Origin of the sequence: Acinetobacter sp. A47 (assembly GCF_000805455.1) — a bacterium.
In the GTDB taxonomy this organism is placed as follows: Bacteria; Pseudomonadota; Gammaproteobacteria; order Pseudomonadales; family Moraxellaceae; genus Acinetobacter.
In genome coordinates this window covers 575803-594556 of the sequence record NZ_JSUS01000032.1, presented here as the reverse complement: position 1 = coordinate 594556, position 18754 = coordinate 575803, and the positions used below count along the sequence as shown (strand labels likewise).

The 18754-nt window shown below is 40.5% G+C and carries 18 protein-coding genes; 6 read left to right on the top strand and 12 right to left on the bottom strand.

The window, feature by feature from the left end; genetic code table 11:
* Positions 1-27 precede the first annotated feature (27 nt).
* The 4 genes from OC23_RS09345 to OC23_RS09330 all read left to right on the top strand — a co-directional run bounded on the left by OC23_RS09345 (position 28) and on the right by OC23_RS09330 (position 2320).
* Positions 28-477, top strand: a complete 450-nt coding sequence (locus OC23_RS09345; RefSeq protein ID WP_038344326.1) for a hypothetical protein — start codon at positions 28-30, stop codon at positions 475-477.
* A 139-nt stretch (positions 478-616) separates the two neighbouring features.
* Entirely contained in the window at positions 617-898 is a 282-nt protein-coding gene (locus OC23_RS09340) for a hypothetical protein (protein ID WP_005229994.1), read from the top strand.
* Positions 899-1076: 178 nt separating this feature from the next.
* The gene (locus tag OC23_RS09335; protein ID WP_038344325.1) at positions 1077-1328 is read left to right on the top strand and encodes a hypothetical protein; all 252 of its coding nucleotides are present in this window, start codon (positions 1077-1079) and stop codon (positions 1326-1328) included.
* A gap of 215 nt (positions 1329-1543) precedes the next feature.
* Complete coding sequence (locus OC23_RS09330) at positions 1544-2320, top strand: hypothetical protein (RefSeq protein WP_038344324.1); 777 nt, start codon at positions 1544-1546, stop codon at positions 2318-2320.
* 101 nt (positions 2321-2421) lie between these two features.
* Here the strand turns inward: OC23_RS09330 and OC23_RS09325 are convergent, their stop codons facing one another.
* The 8 genes from OC23_RS09325 to OC23_RS09290 all read right to left on the bottom strand — a co-directional run bounded on the left by OC23_RS09325 (position 2422) and on the right by OC23_RS09290 (position 11645).
* Positions 2422-3609, bottom strand: a complete 1188-nt coding sequence (locus OC23_RS09325) for a mechanosensitive ion channel family protein (protein WP_413772402.1) — start codon at positions 3607-3609, stop codon at positions 2422-2424.
* A gap of 179 nt (positions 3610-3788) precedes the next feature.
* Positions 3789-4325 (bottom strand): DUF2058 domain-containing protein, encoded by a 537-nt coding sequence (locus OC23_RS09320; RefSeq protein ID WP_038344323.1) that lies wholly within the window; start codon positions 4323-4325, stop codon positions 3789-3791.
* A 3-nt stretch (positions 4326-4328) separates the two neighbouring features.
* Positions 4329-5009: a YoaK family protein gene (locus OC23_RS09315; RefSeq protein WP_038344322.1), complete on the bottom strand. Its 681-nt coding sequence runs from the start codon at positions 5007-5009 to the stop codon at positions 4329-4331.
* 6 nt (positions 5010-5015) lie between these two features.
* Complete coding sequence (gene sstT / locus OC23_RS09310; protein WP_038344321.1) at positions 5016-6218, bottom strand: serine/threonine transporter SstT; 1203 nt, start codon at positions 6216-6218, stop codon at positions 5016-5018.
* Positions 6219-6414: 196 nt separating this feature from the next.
* On the bottom strand, positions 6415-8115 hold the full coding sequence (locus OC23_RS09305) for a SulP family inorganic anion transporter (protein WP_038344320.1): 1701 nt from the start codon (positions 8113-8115) through the stop codon (positions 6415-6417).
* A gap of 85 nt (positions 8116-8200) precedes the next feature.
* Complete coding sequence (locus OC23_RS09300) at positions 8201-8512, bottom strand: ArsR/SmtB family transcription factor (protein WP_038344319.1); 312 nt, start codon at positions 8510-8512, stop codon at positions 8201-8203.
* Between the two features lie 562 nt (positions 8513-9074).
* Positions 9075-9641, bottom strand: a complete 567-nt coding sequence (locus OC23_RS09295; protein ID WP_038344318.1) for a TetR/AcrR family transcriptional regulator — start codon at positions 9639-9641, stop codon at positions 9075-9077.
* Between the two features lie 843 nt (positions 9642-10484).
* Positions 10485-11645, bottom strand: a complete 1161-nt coding sequence (locus tag OC23_RS09290) for a cupin domain-containing protein (RefSeq protein ID WP_038344317.1) — start codon at positions 11643-11645, stop codon at positions 10485-10487.
* Between the two features lie 201 nt (positions 11646-11846).
* On the opposite strand from OC23_RS09290, the gene dnaX reads away from it, so the two are divergent.
* Positions 11847-13907, top strand: coding sequence for a DNA polymerase III subunit gamma/tau (gene dnaX / locus OC23_RS09285; RefSeq protein ID WP_038344316.1), 2061 nt, complete (start codon positions 11847-11849; stop codon positions 13905-13907).
* A 52-nt stretch (positions 13908-13959) separates the two neighbouring features.
* Here the strand turns inward: dnaX and OC23_RS09280 are convergent, their stop codons facing one another.
* The 3 genes from OC23_RS09280 to OC23_RS09270 form a co-directional block, all read right to left on the bottom strand.
* A complete protein-coding gene (locus OC23_RS09280; RefSeq protein ID WP_038344315.1) occupies positions 13960-14403 on the bottom strand; it encodes an acyl-CoA thioesterase in 444 nt (147 codons plus the stop codon).
* Positions 14400-15560, bottom strand: coding sequence for an iron-containing alcohol dehydrogenase (locus OC23_RS09275; RefSeq protein ID WP_038344314.1), 1161 nt, complete (start codon positions 15558-15560; stop codon positions 14400-14402). Before OC23_RS09275 ends, OC23_RS09280 begins: the two co-directional genes overlap by 4 nt.
* 341 nt (positions 15561-15901) lie before the next feature.
* Positions 15902-16474, bottom strand: a complete 573-nt coding sequence (locus tag OC23_RS09270; RefSeq protein WP_038344408.1) for a TetR/AcrR family transcriptional regulator — start codon at positions 16472-16474, stop codon at positions 15902-15904.
* A gap of 355 nt (positions 16475-16829) precedes the next feature.
* Here OC23_RS09270 and OC23_RS09265 point away from each other — a divergent pair, with 355 nt between their 5' ends.
* The gene (locus OC23_RS09265; protein ID WP_038344313.1) at positions 16830-17681 is read left to right on the top strand and encodes a hypothetical protein; all 852 of its coding nucleotides are present in this window, start codon (positions 16830-16832) and stop codon (positions 17679-17681) included.
* Between the two features lie 253 nt (positions 17682-17934).
* On the opposite strand, the gene OC23_RS09260 is transcribed toward OC23_RS09265, so the two are convergent.
* Positions 17935-18729 carry an alpha/beta fold hydrolase gene (locus tag OC23_RS09260; protein ID WP_264673651.1) on the bottom strand — a complete coding sequence of 265 codons (795 nt, stop codon included), beginning with the start codon at positions 18727-18729 and terminating at the stop codon, positions 17935-17937.
* Positions 18730-18754 lie beyond the last annotated feature (25 nt).

Below are 18754 nucleotides of genomic sequence, written 5' to 3'. Positions count from 1 at the left end.
TACCCTTAAAAGTATGGGGAGATTGTAATGTGGATATTCATTATCACCTTGATCATTGGTCTACTGGTGATTTTATTTGCCAGAAAATTCCAGAACAATCATAGTTTATCGACCTTTGCTTCAGAAAAGGCATCTTTTGCTGAAAATGTCTTATATACGTTTGAAATTGTTGGTGAGCAATCCTATCAGCATAACTTAAAAAAGATTGCCGGTCCGAAAGCCCGAAGGGCTAAACTTTATGAGGTGACTGCCAGAGTGGTATCAGAACCTTCAAATTCATTCGATGCACATGCGATTCGGGTCGAAATACAGGGGCTGACGGTAGGTTATCTAAAACGTCAGGATGCCAGACAGCTTTCCGGCCATAGCATTGATAAAAAAGTACCGGCCGTGATCAATGGTGGATGGCTGGATGCAGATCATGAGGGGAGTTATGGTGTAAAACTGGCAATCAGGCATTTAGACGATTTGCGTTAAAGAGACTGCTTATTTTGTTTCGTCAAAATTTAAGACAAATGCGCCAAAATATGTCGTTTAGTTTAATTTGATGACTTGAAAAAGTGGAAATAGAACATATTATATTTTTTTCTTATTCTGATATAACAGGCGGAATACAGTGAACGAAGAAATTTTGTTACCTGCATCACGAGCTACAGCAATTTCCAATGCAAATGTTAAAAAACTAACGGTAGATAAAATTCTCTCAAAAATTTCAAGCACTATTAAATTACGAGCCAATGATGGCGACAGAGATGCCTTGCAACAATTCTCAAAACATGAGGTCAGTAGCGAGGATGCTGATATAGTGGTGAGTGAATTAAAAGCAGCTGGTTATCGTGTTTTTTTAAATCCCAATTTTACCAATACCAATATCCAGTTCCAGCTTGAGTGGGATTGATCGAAAAGATAAAAAAAGCCCTAACAGTTTAGGGCTTTTTTATGTGATGTAGAAAATATTCATTTCTATTTTGTGGTCGCTCGATTATGAGGTGATTGTTAAAACACAACCGCCTTATATCCCAAAATGTTTAGTTAATATGTTTATAATGTTGAAAACTAGACCATAGAGTAGAAAAATGAGCTTAAAAGGGGTAATGGTTATAATTTTAGGGATTACATTATCATATATGGGCTACCTGTATCTGGACTATAGGCAAACAGGAGGATTTCCGCTCAGTAGTGACGGTTATTATGGATATTCCTTCCCAGCGGACAATGGGCTAAAAAAGGTTGAAGATTGCGAGCTGGCAAATACCGAATATCCCCGTGAAGCGTCTGTATCTAAAGAATGGATGGAAGGGTGTAAGAAATATTTCGAGATCCATTAAAGTTGTTTATGGCTTTTATTCATATCTCGTGGATTTATAAACATATAGGAGGATTAAGTCTTAATTTACTTAAAAAATAAACCAAAATGTAATTATCTTTAGAATATTTATTGCTTGAAACCTTTGAGAATGAAAATTAAATTTGATATGATTTTTGTATGATTCTAGTTTCTTAGATTATTTGTTTGTATAACATTAGAAAAGTGATTTTTAATATGAAAAATTTAGTTGGCGCGTTTTTTTCTAGCGTCCTTATACTTTCATTAAGTACTCAAACAGTCGCAAATATTTATATCCCTATTTCTCTTTTTAAGAAGGCAAATAAATCACAGTTTGTTAAAGCGCAAGCCTTGAAGACAGAAGAGTTTAACGTATCAACAATACAACTATTAGAAGAAGGTTTTGTGCCAATTAAATCGCAGAAATTTAACGGGAGAGATAGCTCAAAAGGCTATGATTACATTGTTAATGAGCTCGAAAAAAGGGCAGACTCTCTTGGGGCCCAGATTGTATTGTTTAGCAATAGTCAATCCACAGAATCAATAGGATACTATAGTTTTTTGACACCAGCTCCTTATAATTCCCAAAATCAAGGAGAAAATAATGGCAATGGATTTGGTAGTGTTAATACATCCAATAATATTAACGGAGCTTTAACTCAATCAGCTCCTGTTTATCAACCACAAAAAGAATATACGGTCAGTTATTTTTATAGATTTGAATCTGTTACGGGAGTTTATCCAATTGATTTATCTGATTTAGATAAATCCCGAACTGGTTATTTGGAGGGTGTAAAGGCTAAAGTGATATCTAAAAAATCTCCTGCTTTTGGAGAGATATTAGAAGACGATATTATTTTGAAAATGAATGATATTGTGGTGAGAGACGTAAGTCATTTTGTGGATATATCTAATTATCTAAAGAAAGAGACAGTGAAGTTTGAAATTTTGCGGAAAGGCCAAAAAATGACTAAAGAAATATCGATCACTTAAGCTTTCCTATCAAGGAATACATTGTACAACTTACTTAATTTAAGTTTGTAGAGTAACAAAAAATAAAAAAGCACCCGAAGGTGCTTTTTTAATTGCGATATTTAAGCTTTGCGTTCTTGCTCTGTTGTAAGTAATTGAAAGTCATGACCTGATGGAGCTTGATAAATTCTTAAACCAAACTCTGGAATAATCGCAATCAGATGGTCAAAAATATCTGACTGAATCGCTTCATAAGCCGCCCATGCAATGGTATTGGTAAATGCATAGATTTCTAATGGCAGACCTTCGCTGGTTGGTTGCATTTGACGTACCAGAATGGTCTGGTTCTGGGCAATGCCATGATGCTGACGTAAGTAAAATTCTACATAAGCCCGGAAAGTCCCTAAATTTGTCAGGCGACGCTGGTTATAGCGTGACTGGTTGCTCAGGTGATTATTGAACTCTTCGATTTCAGACTGTTTGGCATTTAAATATTGATCGAGCAGTAAGAAGTCTTTCAGTTTTTGCTGCTCTTCATCACTCATAAAGTGAACACTGCTTTGATCCAGGAACAGTGAACGCTTGATACGACGACAACCTGACTCACTCATCCCACGCCAGTTTCTAAAGGTATCAGTTACCAGTTTGTTGGTTGGAATGGTGGTAAAGGTCTTGTCAAAATTCTGTACGGTCACGGTATGTAATGACATATCAATTACATCGCCATCCGCATTTAACGATGGCATTTCAATCCAGTCCCCGATCCGCACCATGTCATAAGAGGCGATCTGTACGCTGGCAACCAGTGACAGAATGGTGTTCTGGAAGACCAGCATCAGGACAGCAGCCATGGCACCAAAGCCGGCCAGCAGGGTGAACACATCTTTCTTGAGGAAGGTGCCTAAGATCATCAAACCGCACACAACAAACAGGATCAGCTTGATGAGCTGTAAATAGCCCTTGATCGGCTTGTTTCTTGATTTCGGATTGCGTTGATAAATCAGGTTAAAGATATTTAGTGCTTCACTGACAGTCAGTGCAAGCGTCAGGAAAATAAATGCCTGCGCACCCATTTGAACCAGAGTGACAATTTTTTCCGGTAAATGTGGAATTGCTGTAATGCCATTGAGAATGACAATTGCCGGAACAATATTTGCAAAACGGCGGCTTACACTATGCTGTGCAAAAATAGACTGGTTTGGAGACTTAAATTTTGTAATTAAATGACGAATCCCGCGAACAATAATCCGCTTCGCGATAAAGTTGGCAAGCGCTGCAAATAAAATTAAAACGGTTAAGGCCAATATCATTTCAAGCCAAGGATAATGGCTTAACTCAACCCGTGCATCACGGATAAAACCTAAATAATCCAAACTAAAATACACCTTAAAATTCTTTGAGATAGAATTGTAAGGTGTATTGGATATTTATAATAATCTGATCACAGTTTATATACGATTTGTAAGGCGTTTTTACATAAGCAGATGTATTACCACATCAGATCATCAGGAATCACATACGCTGCATATGGATCATCTTCATCAGTCGTCTGGTCATTTTTCTCATTGTTGTTGACCAGAATAAAGCCTTGCATCTTCTGGTCAATCTTATCTGCCAGCGCTTTAGGCAGATAAGCATAACTATCCTGATCCTTGGCAATGATCAGTGAACCCGCTACCAGTGCATTATAAACCTGTTGTGAAAGGTAAACCTTCTTGATTTTGCCTTCATCAATAAACTGATAGGTAACATCGCCAGCAATATCTTTTACCTTGTGCTGTTTTATCATCTGGATGATCGAGGCCTTTAGGGCTTTTTCTTCCAGAATCTTTTGCTTCTCCAGATTCAGAGCCTGATCTTTGGCCAGTTTTTCCTGTTTGGCACGATCAATTTCTGCCTTGAGGGCGGCATCGTCATTTTGCCCGGTGCGTTGTTCGTGCTGCACTTGTTTTGTCAGTTTTTTTGCTTTTTTATTATCCACCAAACCGGCTTTTAAGAGTTGGGCCTGCAATGCATTTTTAACCATAATTCAATCCAAGTGTGAGTTTGATGAAGAACGAAAATAGAAAATCCAGTATGCCATACTTAAACCGAGACTTAAGCCGGCCGGAATGAGAAAGCTGTTTAATTTTAAATAAGGATAAAGTGCACTCGCAATGAGCCCACCCAATAAAAATCCGGTAAAAATGAGCAGATGGAGAAAAATCCGGCGTTTTTCTACTTTCAGGCCCCGTGCTTTATATCCCAAGGCTAAACCGATATCGGTAAGCACGCCTGAGAGGTGGGTGGTGCGAATAATTGCGCCCTTGTAGTGGCTGACCATGGCATTTTGAACGCCCATTGCCACACAGGCCCAAAGTAGGCCATAGCGGGGGAAATAGGGTAACAATAGCCAGCTCAGGAACAGGAAGATAGCGACCAGGCTAAGAGGCAGGCCATAACGTCGTCCAAATGCGACATTACCGTTTCCCAGAATCAGGCCACTATAAAATGAACCTGTCACAAAACAGATAATGACCAGAGCAAGGTAGATAACATGTTCAGGTTGCAAGTCCAGCAAACTCATGGCCAGAATGCTGATATTGCCTGTCATGTGGGAAACGGATTGGTGTAAGAGGGTAAACAAGCCCAGAACGTTTACCATTCCGGCATTCAGGGCGAGTAGAAAAGCGCCTAGTTGAATCCAGTTGGGTAAACGTTGAAGTGGCATGGCAACCTATGGGGCTTGACGGTCTCTAAAGTCAACAGCAGCAGTAAACAGGACATCGGTAGATGAGTTCAGTGCTGTTTCAGTTGAATCTTGCAATACACTGATAATCATGCCGATCGCAACAATCTGCATGGCTATCTCGGATGATATACCAAACAGGCTGCAAGCAACAGGGATCAATAACAAAGAACCACCAGCCACGCCAGATGCGCCACATGCCGATATTGCTGCAACAACCGACAGGATGATCATGGTGCTCAGGTCGACTGGAATATGTAAGGTATGTACAGCTGCCAGCGTCAACACGGTAATCGTGACTGCTGCACCCGCCATGTTAATGGTCGCGCCAAGCGGAATAGAAACACTTGCAGTCGCTTCATTTACACCCAGACGTTGAGCGAGATCCATGTTTACAGGAATATTCGCCGCCGAACTACGGGTAAAGAATGCCGTGATGCCGCTTTCTTTCAAGCAGGTCATGACCAGTGGGTATGGATTTGCTTTCATGGTGATTGCAACCAGAATCGGGTTGATGACCAAGGCAACAAACAGCATGGTACCGATTAACACGAACAGCAGGTGTGCATAACTTTTTAAGGTGGCCAAACCGGCATCGGCAAAGGTCACTGCGACCAGACCAAAAATACCGACAGGAGCAAAACCGATCACGCTATGAATGATCTGGTTTACGGCATTGGCAACATCTGTCAGAACCTGTTTGGTGGTATCCGAACTGTGACGTAACGCCAGGCCTAAACCGATTGCCCATGCCAGAATACCAATAAAGTTGGCTTCACCAATGGCTTGTACAGGGTTTGCAATAAAACTTAAAAGTAGGTTCTTTAAAATTTCTGCAAGACTGCCCGGTGGCTGGAGCCCGCTTTCAGCTGGTAAATGTAAAAACAGCTGGCTTGGGAACATCACACTTGCGGCTACGGCACTAAAGGCGGCCAGTAACATGCCAACAATATATAACACCAGAACCGGTCTGATATTCGAGCTTTGACCAATCCGGAAATTTGCAATTGAAGAAAGGACTAAAACAAAAACCAGAATTGGTGCAACAGACTTTAATGCTTTAATGAATAATTCACCCAATAAACTTAAATAGGGTGTAAAGTTAGGAAAGAGCAGTGCTACTCCAATCCCTAGAATAATAGCGATAATAATTTTGCTAACTAAACTCAAGCGAGACAATACATTAAACATATAAAGGCCTTATAAACCTATGCACGGTTTAAGGTTAAACAAGGGCGGTATTCTATACCTAAGAACCGTGAATAATAAAATTTTTTTTGCAATTCAATTACTTTAAAAAGATCGTAAAAATTAAGACAATGTTTTTTAAAAAAAATTATGAAAACATAACACATCCTTTTGTATAAAAAAAATCCAGATAAATTGATCATTCCGCAAGCGTTTCAGGCGAAAGTGTTTGTATTGCTTGATAATGTGAGAGAAATATCTGGCCGGACAGCTGCCTGATCAAGGCTGATCTGGATAGCCTGTCCATGACAAAGCTTTTTACTTCTGACAAATGCAGCTGGATGTTGAGCTGGGACAACTCCCAGTTTAAATCTTCCAGCATTTCTAAAGCACTCAGGTCAATATTGCTAATACTTGAACAATTAATCACCACATGCTGCAATTGGTCATTCTGGCTGACTTCTGTAATCACATGACCTTTTAATACGTGGGCATTTAGAAAACTGAGGTTTTCATCTACACGAAATGCCACTACGGTTGGCGTGGTAATGACATCGTAACGCGATACATTCCTGAAATGCTGGGTGCCCTCAACCAGACCGATCACCGCAATATGCGGACGACTGATTTTCCATAGCAATAAAACAAAGGTTAAAATAATACCAATCATGAGTCCTGTCGAGATATCGATACAGGTGACCCCAAAAAAAGTAGTCCACATGGCCAGCCCATCTGCTTTTGAATACTTCCAGGTCTCGATAAAAGGTGCAAGCGTAACCAGTTTCCTGATAGAAACAAAAATGGTTGCTGCCAGAACGGCTAACGGCAGATTCTGGAAAAAACCGGTAAAATACAAGCTGACGGCAATCATGAATAGTGACGAAAGTACACCGGAAATAGGGGTTTTAGCACCGGCATCGGCATTGACAACTGTACGTGACAGGCTACCTGATACCGCAAAGCCAGCGTTAAGACCTGCTGCTATATTGGCCAGTCCTAAGGCAATAAGCTCTTGATTACTGTCCAGAGCATCCCGTTTTTGCAGGGCGGTTGCCTGAGCTATTGCCAATGATTCGACAAAGCTGATCATGGCAATCATAAAGGCACTGGGTAAAAGTTGCTGGACCAGACCCAGATTCCAGTTCGGAAAATGGAGGCTTGGCAGGCCAGTGGGGATGATGCCAACGGTTTTAATTGCAAGGTTGCTATCTTGCCATACGCTAAGTAGGACTATTGAAAATAACACCAGTACAAGAGGTAGAAGCTTGTTTAAAAAGTCGGAGCGAATCAACTTGGGGAGCAGCACAAGCACTAACACACAGATCAGGCCAAAGCCCATACCAGACCAGGTAATCTGCCGATAGTTTTGAGACAGGCTCACGAGAAGCTTGGGAATATTGCCGGTTTGTAAAGGAATATCCAGCAGGAATCTGAACTGTCCCAGGGCAATTAATAAGGCCGAAGCAATAACAAAACTCTGGATAACCGGATGACTAATCAGCTGGATTAAAAAACCAAAACGCAAAAGTCCCAATAGCATCGAAATGATACCGACCAGCAATGCAAGCAGGCAGGCAGCTTCTATATAAGCTGCTGAACCTGCCGGAAATAACGGGTTCAGTGCGGCAAAAACCATCATCGAAATAATGGCGACCGGCCCGATCGAGAGTGTGGTACTGCTCCCTGTAAATGCATAAATAATCATGGGCAGTATGCTGGCATAGATGCCCATGATCGGAGGCAGACCCGCCAGCATGGCATACGCCATGCCTTGTGGCACCAGCATTGCCAGTACGATAAGTGCGGCGATCAGGTCTGACTTGAAGCTTGAAAGTCGATATTCACTTAACCATTTACTTGCAGGAAATAGTCGGATTACATTTCGGGGGAGCAATTTCATGCATAATAGTCTAAATCATAAATTCAGATATATTATGCAGAAAAAGTGCTAAAGAAAGCCAGGGTGAACATGCTTTATTCAAAAGTCATATATGAGGACAATAATGCTCATATAAGGTGTTTAAGATCGCTTTAAGTTTCGGATCGAGAATCGAATAAAAGATTTGTTTACCATCACGGCGGGTAGAAACAGCATTACTTTTTCGAAGCATCATAAGTTGTTGAGACAGGGTCGGTTGGAAGATCTGGGTTAACTCCTCAATTTGTGAAACATTTAACTCTTGTTTCGCTAAATGGCACAAAATAATTAACCGATCGGTATTGGCCAGAGACTTAAGTACATTCACAATTGTACCCGCAGACTCTCTCATTGCGTCGATCTCAAAATCCTTTTGCATACTTATACTCACTACGTTACAGCCGAAGCTAGTATAAAGTCAGCGCAAGCAAAAATTGTAGTAAAACTGAATAATTGCAATGGTTTTTAATGAAAATATATATCAATAAAATTGATAAAATGATTGAGAAATGTTGATTAATACATGCTTTGCTTGGAAATTGTGAGCTGCTTTGCGATATGTAATTTTAATGTGATTTATTTTGAATTTTGGCGAGAAGGGAGGATCAAAATGTCTTTTATTGTTTAATTGGGCTAATAAATAAAATTAAGTGCTTAATTTAATTAACTAATATAAAAAAACTAAAAAAAAGATTGTGCTTCATAAAAAAATAGCTATAATGGAAAACAAGACAGAACGATCTGTCTGCATAAGAAGGATCGGGAGTACGTAAGTGCAACCGCCAGAGGGTAATAATTTTTATTATTCTTTTACACTCAGACGCAAGCGTGAGCAACAATAATAATTATAAATCACGCTTTATTTTTTTTAAACTATATATTCATCAATATTTAAACTCTGTCAGTATTATCCCTTTTTGAAAAAAAGGGATAATCTCTGGTTATGCAAACTCTCTTTCAAAGTTGATCAGGTGTTCAACGCGTTTCCAGTACTCATCCATTTCAACCGAGTGTTTATTCACATGAGCCTGAATGGTCATGCCATCAAGAATGCTGACAATGAGTGTTGCAAGATGAGTAGGATTACGGATATCTAGCTGGGTCAACAGATCTTTCACCAGCGCAGTTAACCAGATCTTGTACTGGGTTGCAGGCTGCAATGTGGATGGATAAATCTTGATCACTTCTTCCAGTGCTTTCTGGAACATACAGCCATTAAAGTCTTCACTATTAAACCAGGCAGCATACCAGTGAAAAATCGCTTTAAGCTGACCCAAGTGGTCGTTTGGATCACACTCAGCCAGGGTCGCATTTAAGGAAGCTTGCAGGTTGATATTACGCTGTATCAGACATTCTTCAATAAGTTTTTCCTTTGAGGGGAAGTATTTATAGAAGGTCATTTTTGCAACGCCAGATTCACTGATAATACGATCTACACCGATCGAGTTATAACTGTGCGAATTAAAAAGTCTTAATGCAGTGTTAATAATATCTTCTTTTTTTGACATATAACGCCTCAAGTTAGCCCATCACCAAGAGCATCATGTTGCATTTCATCATGCAATTTTGGCAGGGATTCTACATGGTATTTAAAAAATATCATAGTGGAAAATAATAATATTTATTTAATTGATCCTGCCGGTTTTGTTTTCAAGGGGAGGATATAAAAAATTAAAGCTCTGAATATGGAGCAAATATGCAGGATTGTTTTTTTTAAATCCATTTCGTGTTGTACAAAAATTACGGGATGATAGGGGGCATAATTCATCTATCTGTTTTTGAAAGATAAGTACCAAGCCTGAATAATCTTGAACAAATGGAAAATAATCATAAAAATTTAATTGTTGTTTGATATGGTTTATTTATCTGGAAGCAGAAAAATATTGGAAATTTGCCTGAATGCACGGGCTTAATAAAATGGTAATATTTATATGCTAATAATCCAAGTTAAAATAAATGGCTGACTTTAATCGCATAATTTTCTATTTTTTGATTTGTCTGGTGTTATGACAGGCCTGTGTCCAGCCCGAAGCTGTTTGTTCAGATAGTGCTGGATGAAGCGTTTCAGACGGGTGCCTTGTGGGCTGTTTATTTGTTCTTCGCTGAAAGCTCAAAATTTGTATATATTTTTTAGTGAGGACAGGTTCATGCAATTTGAGGCAAATTTTGGTTCAGGTGATAAATATTTTTTTCGAATTGTGATTGTTAAATAATCGGGAAGTAAACAGAATTGACAGGAATGTCAAAATTTATGGCTTTAAAAGTACCAAAGCAGAAACATGGATTTTAACCGGGAATGCACAATAGAGCACATCGCTGCTCTATCGTGCCGGAATATCTACTGGAAGAGTTTAGTTTGGTGGCAATAACATTACTATTGCATTGTTGAGTAGAAGCGCAATATCTTCCAGAACCTCTGCCTGATTAAAACGTTCATCAAGTAACAGGCTTTCACCATCTGCAATCTGTTTTAAATAAGGCACAAAGGCTGCAGAAATACAAACCGTATCGCCATTTGCCCAGAACTCAAGGGTATCGCCCTGTTTGCGGTAAAGTAATCTTGAAGCCGGTTCTAAAATGATCTGGTAATCTGCACCAATCACTTCAGCAACATCATTCGCATCGACTTCCTCTGGTTCTGGAATGTTGTTCGGATAACTTGCTTCACTCATGTAGGCCATGATGGCTGCATCAAACTCAGGTGCCTGGGTGAGGTAGTCCAATAACCGGTTTTTCAGATAGGTAAACTCGGTACTGTTAATTTCGCCGAGATGTGCTGTCTGTTGACGTGCAATATCTGCCAATGGATTTTTGAGTGAGGTGTTTTCTGCAAATTTATCGCTGACCTGATCAATCATCTCAGAAAGATTTGGCATACGGAAACCAAAAGAGTAGGTCAGGCAATCATCTTCGGCAACGCCATAATGCGATAAGCCAGGTGGTACATAGAGTAAGTCACCCGGAGCCAGTACTTCATCAAAATGCACATCCATTTCAGCCAGGAGTTTGAGTGGCTGGTCTGGCAGGAACCGGGTTGATTCGTCACACATTTGGCCCAACTGCCAACGACGGTGTCCATGACCCTGCACCAGAAATACGTCATAAAAGTCGAAGTGTTTGCCAACAGAACCGCCTTTTGGTGCATAAGACACCATGATATCGTCACGACGCCACTGCGGGATAAACGGAAATTTTTTCCACAGTTCTGCAATATCGAATGAGTAATGGTCAACGGCCTGCACCAGAAGCGTCCATAGGTTTGGCAGTTTCTGGAAGTCACCTTTGGTGAGTGGTGATGATTTGACATGCCACTCATTTGGGTTCTTGTTTTTTTGGCGGATCAGGCGGGCTGTGACATGTTCTTCCAGCGCCAGTTCCTGTACGTCGGCTGGCTCGAGCAGACCAATGATTTCAGGCATGGCATTACGAACCAGTAACGGTTTTTTTTGCCAATATTCATTAAGAAACTGTTCTGCGGTAATGCCGCCGAGTACCGCTAAAGATTGAGACATGGGAAATAAAACCAACAATATTTAAATTGGGGCTATTGTCCCTTGAGTTGAATGTTGGTGCAAGTCCTGTATCAAACTGCCGAAAGCACCATAAATCTGCATTAAAAGCCAGACAATGTACTTAATCTTGATCAATTGGATGCGTATTCGTTCACAGCCTTTCAAAAAAACAGTATGCTTAACAGGCAAAAAGGAGCATACATGTATCAAGTACTGGCAAGAAAATACCGTCCACGTAATTTCAATGAGTTAGTGGGGCAAAACCATGTTTCTCGTGCGTTAACCAGCGCATTGGAACGCGGCCGTTTGCATCATGCCTACTTGTTTACAGGTACGCGTGGCGTAGGTAAGACCACAATTGCCCGTATTTTGGCCAAATGCCTAAACTGTGAAACAGGTGTGACCTCGACGCCGTGTGAAGTGTGTACCACCTGTAAAGCCGTAAATGAAGGCCGTTTCATAGACCTGATCGAAATCGATGCGGCTTCACGAACCAAAGTCGAAGATACGCGGGAACTTCTTGATAATGTTCCTTATGCGCCAACACAAGGCCGGTTCAAGGTTTATCTGATTGACGAAGTGCATATGCTTTCGACCCATTCATTTAATGCCTTGTTAAAGACGCTGGAAGAGCCGCCTGAGCATGTCAAGTTCCTGTTTGCGACCACAGATCCACAAAAATTACCGATTACCGTGATTTCACGTTGCCTGCAATTTACCTTGCGTCCTTTGGCTGTAGATGAAATCACTGAACATTTGACTGCAATTTTAACCAAAGAACAGATCGAAGCAGATCAGGATGCGATCTGGCAGATTGCAGAATCTGCACAGGGCTCATTGCGTGATGCTTTGTCATTGACTGATCAGGCGATTGCCTATGGTCAAGGCGCCGTACATCATCAAGATGTCAAAGACATGTTGGGCCTGATTGACCGAACCATTATTTATGATCTGATTCTGGCCATCCATCAGAATCAGCAAGCACGCGTGAGCCAGTTGTTATTGCAATTTAGACAGCAAGCGCTTGATGTCTCTCTGGTACTGGATCAACTGGTTTCAACCTTACATGAGCTGGCGTTATTGCAATATTTGCCAGATCTTGCCCTGAAATATAGTGAAGAAATCAACCAGAAAATTTTGCAACTGTCGAAGTTGATTTCTGCCCAGGATCTGCAACTTTATTATCAGATTGCCTGTAAAGGGCGGGCAGAGTTACAGCTGGCCGTGACACAGGAGCAAGGCTTTGAGATGACGGTGTTGCGCCTGCTTGCATTTAGACCGATGAGCCTGAATGAAGTCACTGTAAATGCAACGCCAGTTCACCAGCTTGCAGCGCCAGAAGTTCAGCAGCCTGCACAACATGTCAATACAGAAAATCAGCTTGCGGTTCAGCAAGAAGCCGTTAATGCTGAACCTGAACCTGAACCTGAACCTGAACCTGAACCTGAACCTGAACCTGAACCTGAACCTGAACCTGAACCTGAACCTGAACCTGAACCTGAACCTGAACCTGAACCTGAACCTGAACCTGAACCTGTTGCACAAAAACCGGATAGCAACCTGATGGTATTTGATGCAGAAGACGGCCAGTTGATTGGTCTGGAAACTTCGCAACAGGCAGAAGTTGTTCAATCGAATATTGCAGATTCGGAAGAGGTTCTGATTTTTCCGGTTGAAGAACATGCTGATACAGCGCCATCAGTAGATGAAGCAAGCCTTCAAGCGCAGCCCGTGGCAGAGACAGAACCCGCTGTTACGGCCATTGATGAACCAGTTGCGCAAACAGCTATGGAGTTAACAGCTGCTACCGTTGTGACTGCTGCTGGAGATCCGGACAATCTGATGCCGCAAGACATTCTCAAGTTGCGTGAGCAGAGTCTGGAAGGTGAATGGAATCTGGAAAAATGGGAATACTGGTTTAGAACCAGCCAGCTGTCACCTGCAGTGCAGGAACTGGCCCAGCATGGCATTATGCAAGGACAGATCAATGGTACTTCGGTGTTCCTGATTCCTCAGGAATATGAAGGGATGCTGACACAATTACAGCACGGTCTGGAAGAAGCTTTGAAAGCGCAATGGCCTCAGACGCACTTCAGTGTGCAATATGGTGCAGTTGATTCAAATACACCTTTATTGATGCAGAGCCAGCGTAAGCAAAAAGCATTTAATCGTGCTGTCGAGCTACTATATCAGGAACCAACGATTAAGAGTCTGGTTGAAACCTTTGATGCAGAATTGCACAATATTCAATTGAAACCTTAAATTTTTCACCGCGAAAGGCAAAGCTTCAATGTTTTGCCTCTTGTTCCTTATATTATTGATCAGGCAATTGATAGAAGCAAAGAGCTTCCCGCATGGCTGGCGGTATCGCAATACTTTTCCGGTTTTTGCGATCAACAAATACATGCACAAAATGTCCCTGAGCTGCCGCTTGCTGTTGTCCCTGTTTGAAAATCGCCAGTTCATAACGGAGTGAAGAATGGCCAATTTTCCCAATCGCAACACCGACCTCAATCATTTCCGGAAAGGATAGCTCCTGTAAAAAGCTACAGGCAGAATCGACCACCAGACCAATGATTTCACTGGTGTGAATATCAAATCCGGTTTTCTGAATCAGTAACGAGTTGGCTGCGGTATCGAAATAACTGTAGTAAGTCACGTTATTGACATGACCATAGATATCGTTGTCAGCCCAGCGGGTCTGGATCGGGAAAAAGAATTTAAACTGTGCCCGTGTTTTTAAAACTGGTTTGCTCATGCATAGATCGCCTGATAAATCTGTAAAGCATCTTGTTCAGTCATTTCTCTTGGATTATTTTGCAAAAGCCGGGTTTGCAGCATGGCGTCCTTTGCCAGTTGTGCAAGTTTGGCCTCAGGAACATCCAGTGCCTTTAATTTCAGAACCAGACCACTTTGATCGAGATGGTTTTGCATATGATCAATAAATAAATCACACAAGCCATCGGTACAGCCAGTACTTCGCGGGTCTAAGAGTTGCATTAACTCGGCATAATGCTGTTTGGCCTTGGGGGCATTAAACTTTAATACTTCTACCAGTACCAGAGCATTGGTATGGCCATGTGAAAGGTGGAAGTGACCACCCAGCGGATAGGCAAGCGCATGGACTGCACCGACTGGCGCATTGGCAAAAGCCTGACCTGCCAGCATTGAACCTACCAGCATATTTTGACGTGCTTCCAGATCATTACCGTTTTTAAGTACTTTGGTCAGGTTGCTGTTGAGCAATTGCAATGCGTTTTTCGCCAGCATATCTGCGTAGAAATTTTTTTTAATACTGGAGGTATAGGCCTCAATGGCATGAACCATGGCATCTATACCTGTTGCCGCTGTAATATGTGCGGGCAGAGCCTGAGTAAAGGTTGCATCCAGAATGGCAACATCTGCATACAAGACAGGTGAAACAACGCCCATTTTGGTGGTTGCGCCGGTGGTAACGATTGAAATGGGTGTAACTTCCGAGCCTGTACCGGCCGTGGTTGGAATCAGGATCAGTGGTAAACGCGGTGCTCTGGCCTGATTAACGCCATAGATTTCGCTCAGGTTTTGTTGTTGTTGCGGATGAGCAAGCAAGGCAATCAGTTTGGCCACATCCATTGAGCTACCGCCACCAAAGCCCAATACCACATCAATTTTTTCCTGCTTGGCAAAATCAGCTGCTTCCAGAATGATATGTTCTGGCGGATCAGCCTGAATATCTGAATAAATGATATGTGCCAGATCCAGCTGTTGTAAAATGTCCAGGATGGGTTGATGCAACTGATGCTGGATCAAGCCTGCATCAGTCACGATGAGTGCTTTATGGTAATGCTGCCGGGTTAAAATATTTTTAAGTTCTTGTATAGAACCTAGACCCGCAATGATGTTGGGGACAGTTTGAAATTGAAACGGGTTCATACATACATCCTTATTTTCTTCATAAATACAATATTTTTATATAGCGTAACGACACACTGCCCAGATAAATTAACATAAGACGCGCTTAAAAAGTGTAACAAGCCTAATTTTACCGGAGCAGGCGACAGGTCTCTCCTTAGCATCAGAGGGCACTGGCGTTAACGGAGCAGGTTTTTCGCCGTAGAGGAAGCGCGTTGTGCGTGAATAAAAACTTATATCGTTGTTTTTTTAATGAAAATTCACATCTTTGGCTTATGTGTGTCTATATTGATTAAATTCAGATGCCTTTATTATGATTAAGTCCAGAATGATATATCGACAAAGAATATCGTTTGTGCCACTTAAGTACCAGATTGAGGCTGGTCAATAGTAATTAGAGACTCTATATAATCCCATGATTTTTCTATGGTGATATGGTCTTTGTTTATATTGGCGTATACAGTCATGCCATCAAGGATATTAATAAAAATTGAAGATAGGATATAAGTATGCTTGACCTTTAATCCTGAAAAAAGAGTTTCAGTTAAATCATGTAGCCAGTCTCTATAGTCCATGATTGGCTGGTTAAGAGAAGGGTATTGCTTGAGTATGTTAATACTGGCTTTTTGAAACAGGCAGCCATTAAACTGTTCGGACTTGAACCAGTTTAAATAGTAGCTATAAATTGCCTTAATTTTTCCTAAATAATCATCATCCTTAAAGGATTCTAAATTACAATTAATTTTTGACTGGATTTCTTCTGCTCTTCTGGCTAGACATGCCTGTATCAATTTTTCTTTAGAAGGGTAGTATTTATAAAAAGTCATTTTAGCAACATTAGAGTCTTGTATAATTCGATCTACACCAATCGAAGTGAAATTGTGCTGGTTAAATAAATATAAGGCTGTTTGAAGAATAGTTTCTTTCTTTGACATGCTATTTATCCCTGACTTTTTTAAAACTATAAAATACAGTTTGGAAAACATTCTGTTTTTAAATGGATTTTACCTCATAAATATATACAAGGATTAATTTAAGCGGAGGATTTTATATTAATTATTTCTAGATGAATATTGCTTTTTACAGAACAGCTATAAATAAATTGGCAGATACATTTCTTTATCAATAAAAATACAATGTTATTTATGCAAAGTATTAGTTTAAATATAGATATTTTTAAATTTCTTTCAAAAACAAGCAAATAATTTTATTAAGAGGGTTCTCTGGTGCAATAGGTTGTTGGTCGAAGAAATTTACGTATCAGTACAGTTCAGGTATGCAGGAAACTATATGTTGTTAGATTTAGAAAACATTCAAAACCCTCGTAGAAAAGCACTTGATGAAATAATAGGAAGCGTTCCACTTAGCCTTTGGGTCAAGAATATTGGCTTCATTACCAGGCTTAAAACCTTAATCTCTAATCATCCGATATCTAAACATCCGGCAATACAACTACTTAACTCTGGTGAGATTGATAAAGAATATCTGTTAAATATTCATTTAGAATATAGACATGCAATTGTGCAAATCTTTACAGATGCATTGCTGATGGCTCAATACCAGACCAAACAGCTTGAGCCGCGCCTTGGAGCAGGATCAAAAATGTCACCTCGCTTTCTGTTGACTCTCAATGTATTGGATGAGTTTGGTTTCCAGCCTGGAGTAGATCAGGAAGGGTATTATCTGGGCAATCCAATATATGCGCATTATCCTTTATTTGAGCAAGTCTTAAATAATTTTAAAGCGGATGAAATCAAGCGTAAAACATTTAAACCTTCTGCTATTGCAGATAAGGTGCGTATGTATTTAGAAAATTATTTTGATAATTATAAGGCCACAGTTGCATTACTTGCTGTGGCTGAAGTCGAGGTTATATTATTTAGCCCAGCTTTACGTCAGGCGACCAGAGCTGTCGGATTAAATGTGGATCAGGGTTATTACCATGTTCACGGCACATCACTAGACCCGAGCAATGATGCCGCAGATGATGATCATGAAAATGATCTGTGGTATATATTGGCCCAGGCATGTGAGGAAGATGATTATAAGTTTATAACCAAGGTTTGTCTGGAGTATTGTGATTTATGGCAAGAGTTTTGGGATCGGCAATTTCTTGGTTTTAAGTTATCCCATTCTAAATAGTCCTGGCTTTATTACGTTCTTTTAAGGTTTTAATCAGGATTTTATTTTTTAATTAATAAACACAAGCCCTCTATTGAGGGCTTTATTTGCTAGCTCAAAATAAATACATCAGTCAGATAAAAGGTAGAGATGCATTAAATGCTATTTTAATAATTAAAGTTTGTTTTAGTTTTTGTTATTTGGTTGGAAGTAATTAATTGCATACTTAATATATTCCTTATATATAAATAACAGGATTTTTAGAGCGAGCCCACTAAGTAAAAGATGACAGGTTGTTGCTGATGGTATCTATAAAATTCGCCATGATTTTATTTACCGGTTCTGCATGAGTTAAATTGGCAGCATGGCCTGCCTCTGCGATAATGGCCAGTTCTGCGTTTAGGCGTGTAGCCATATCTTTAGCCCGATCCAGGCTAATGGCGATATCGTTTTCTCCATGAATGACCAGAGCGGGCAGATTAAGCTTTTCGATATCGTCGGATATATCTTTACGATCAATAAGTGCATTAAATGATGCAGCAAGGTTATGCGGTTTCCAGCCTTTCCATTTTTCTTGCCATAAGAACCTTTCGGGTGCGTTGTCGCCGAGAATGACACTGGCAATAAAATCAGATACTTCCTGTGTCAGGCCGTTGTTTATCCAGTCATCAATGAGTTGCTGATAATGTCCCAGTTTTTCTTGATCTTCCAATTGTGCCTGTGTATCGATTAATACCAATGCACTCACCCGGTCAGGGTACTTTAAGGCGCAGCGTAATGAGAGGTATCCGCCCTGACTCATTCCGACAAGTATGGCCTTGTCGATGTGTAAGGTATCCAGAATGGCAACCAGATCATCCGCAGAATCATAATAATTAAATAGTTCAATTGACTCACTTGCAGTCTGGCCATGGCCTCTTTCATCCCATGCAATGCAGCGATATTTATCTTTAAAAAACTCAATTTGTGAGTGAAACATGTCTTGGTCCATCAATAGACCATGAGAAAAGACAATGGCTATAGAGCCATGACCAGCATCTGTATAATATAAAGATTGTCCATTATGCATCAGATAGGGCATTGTAGTTTTCCTT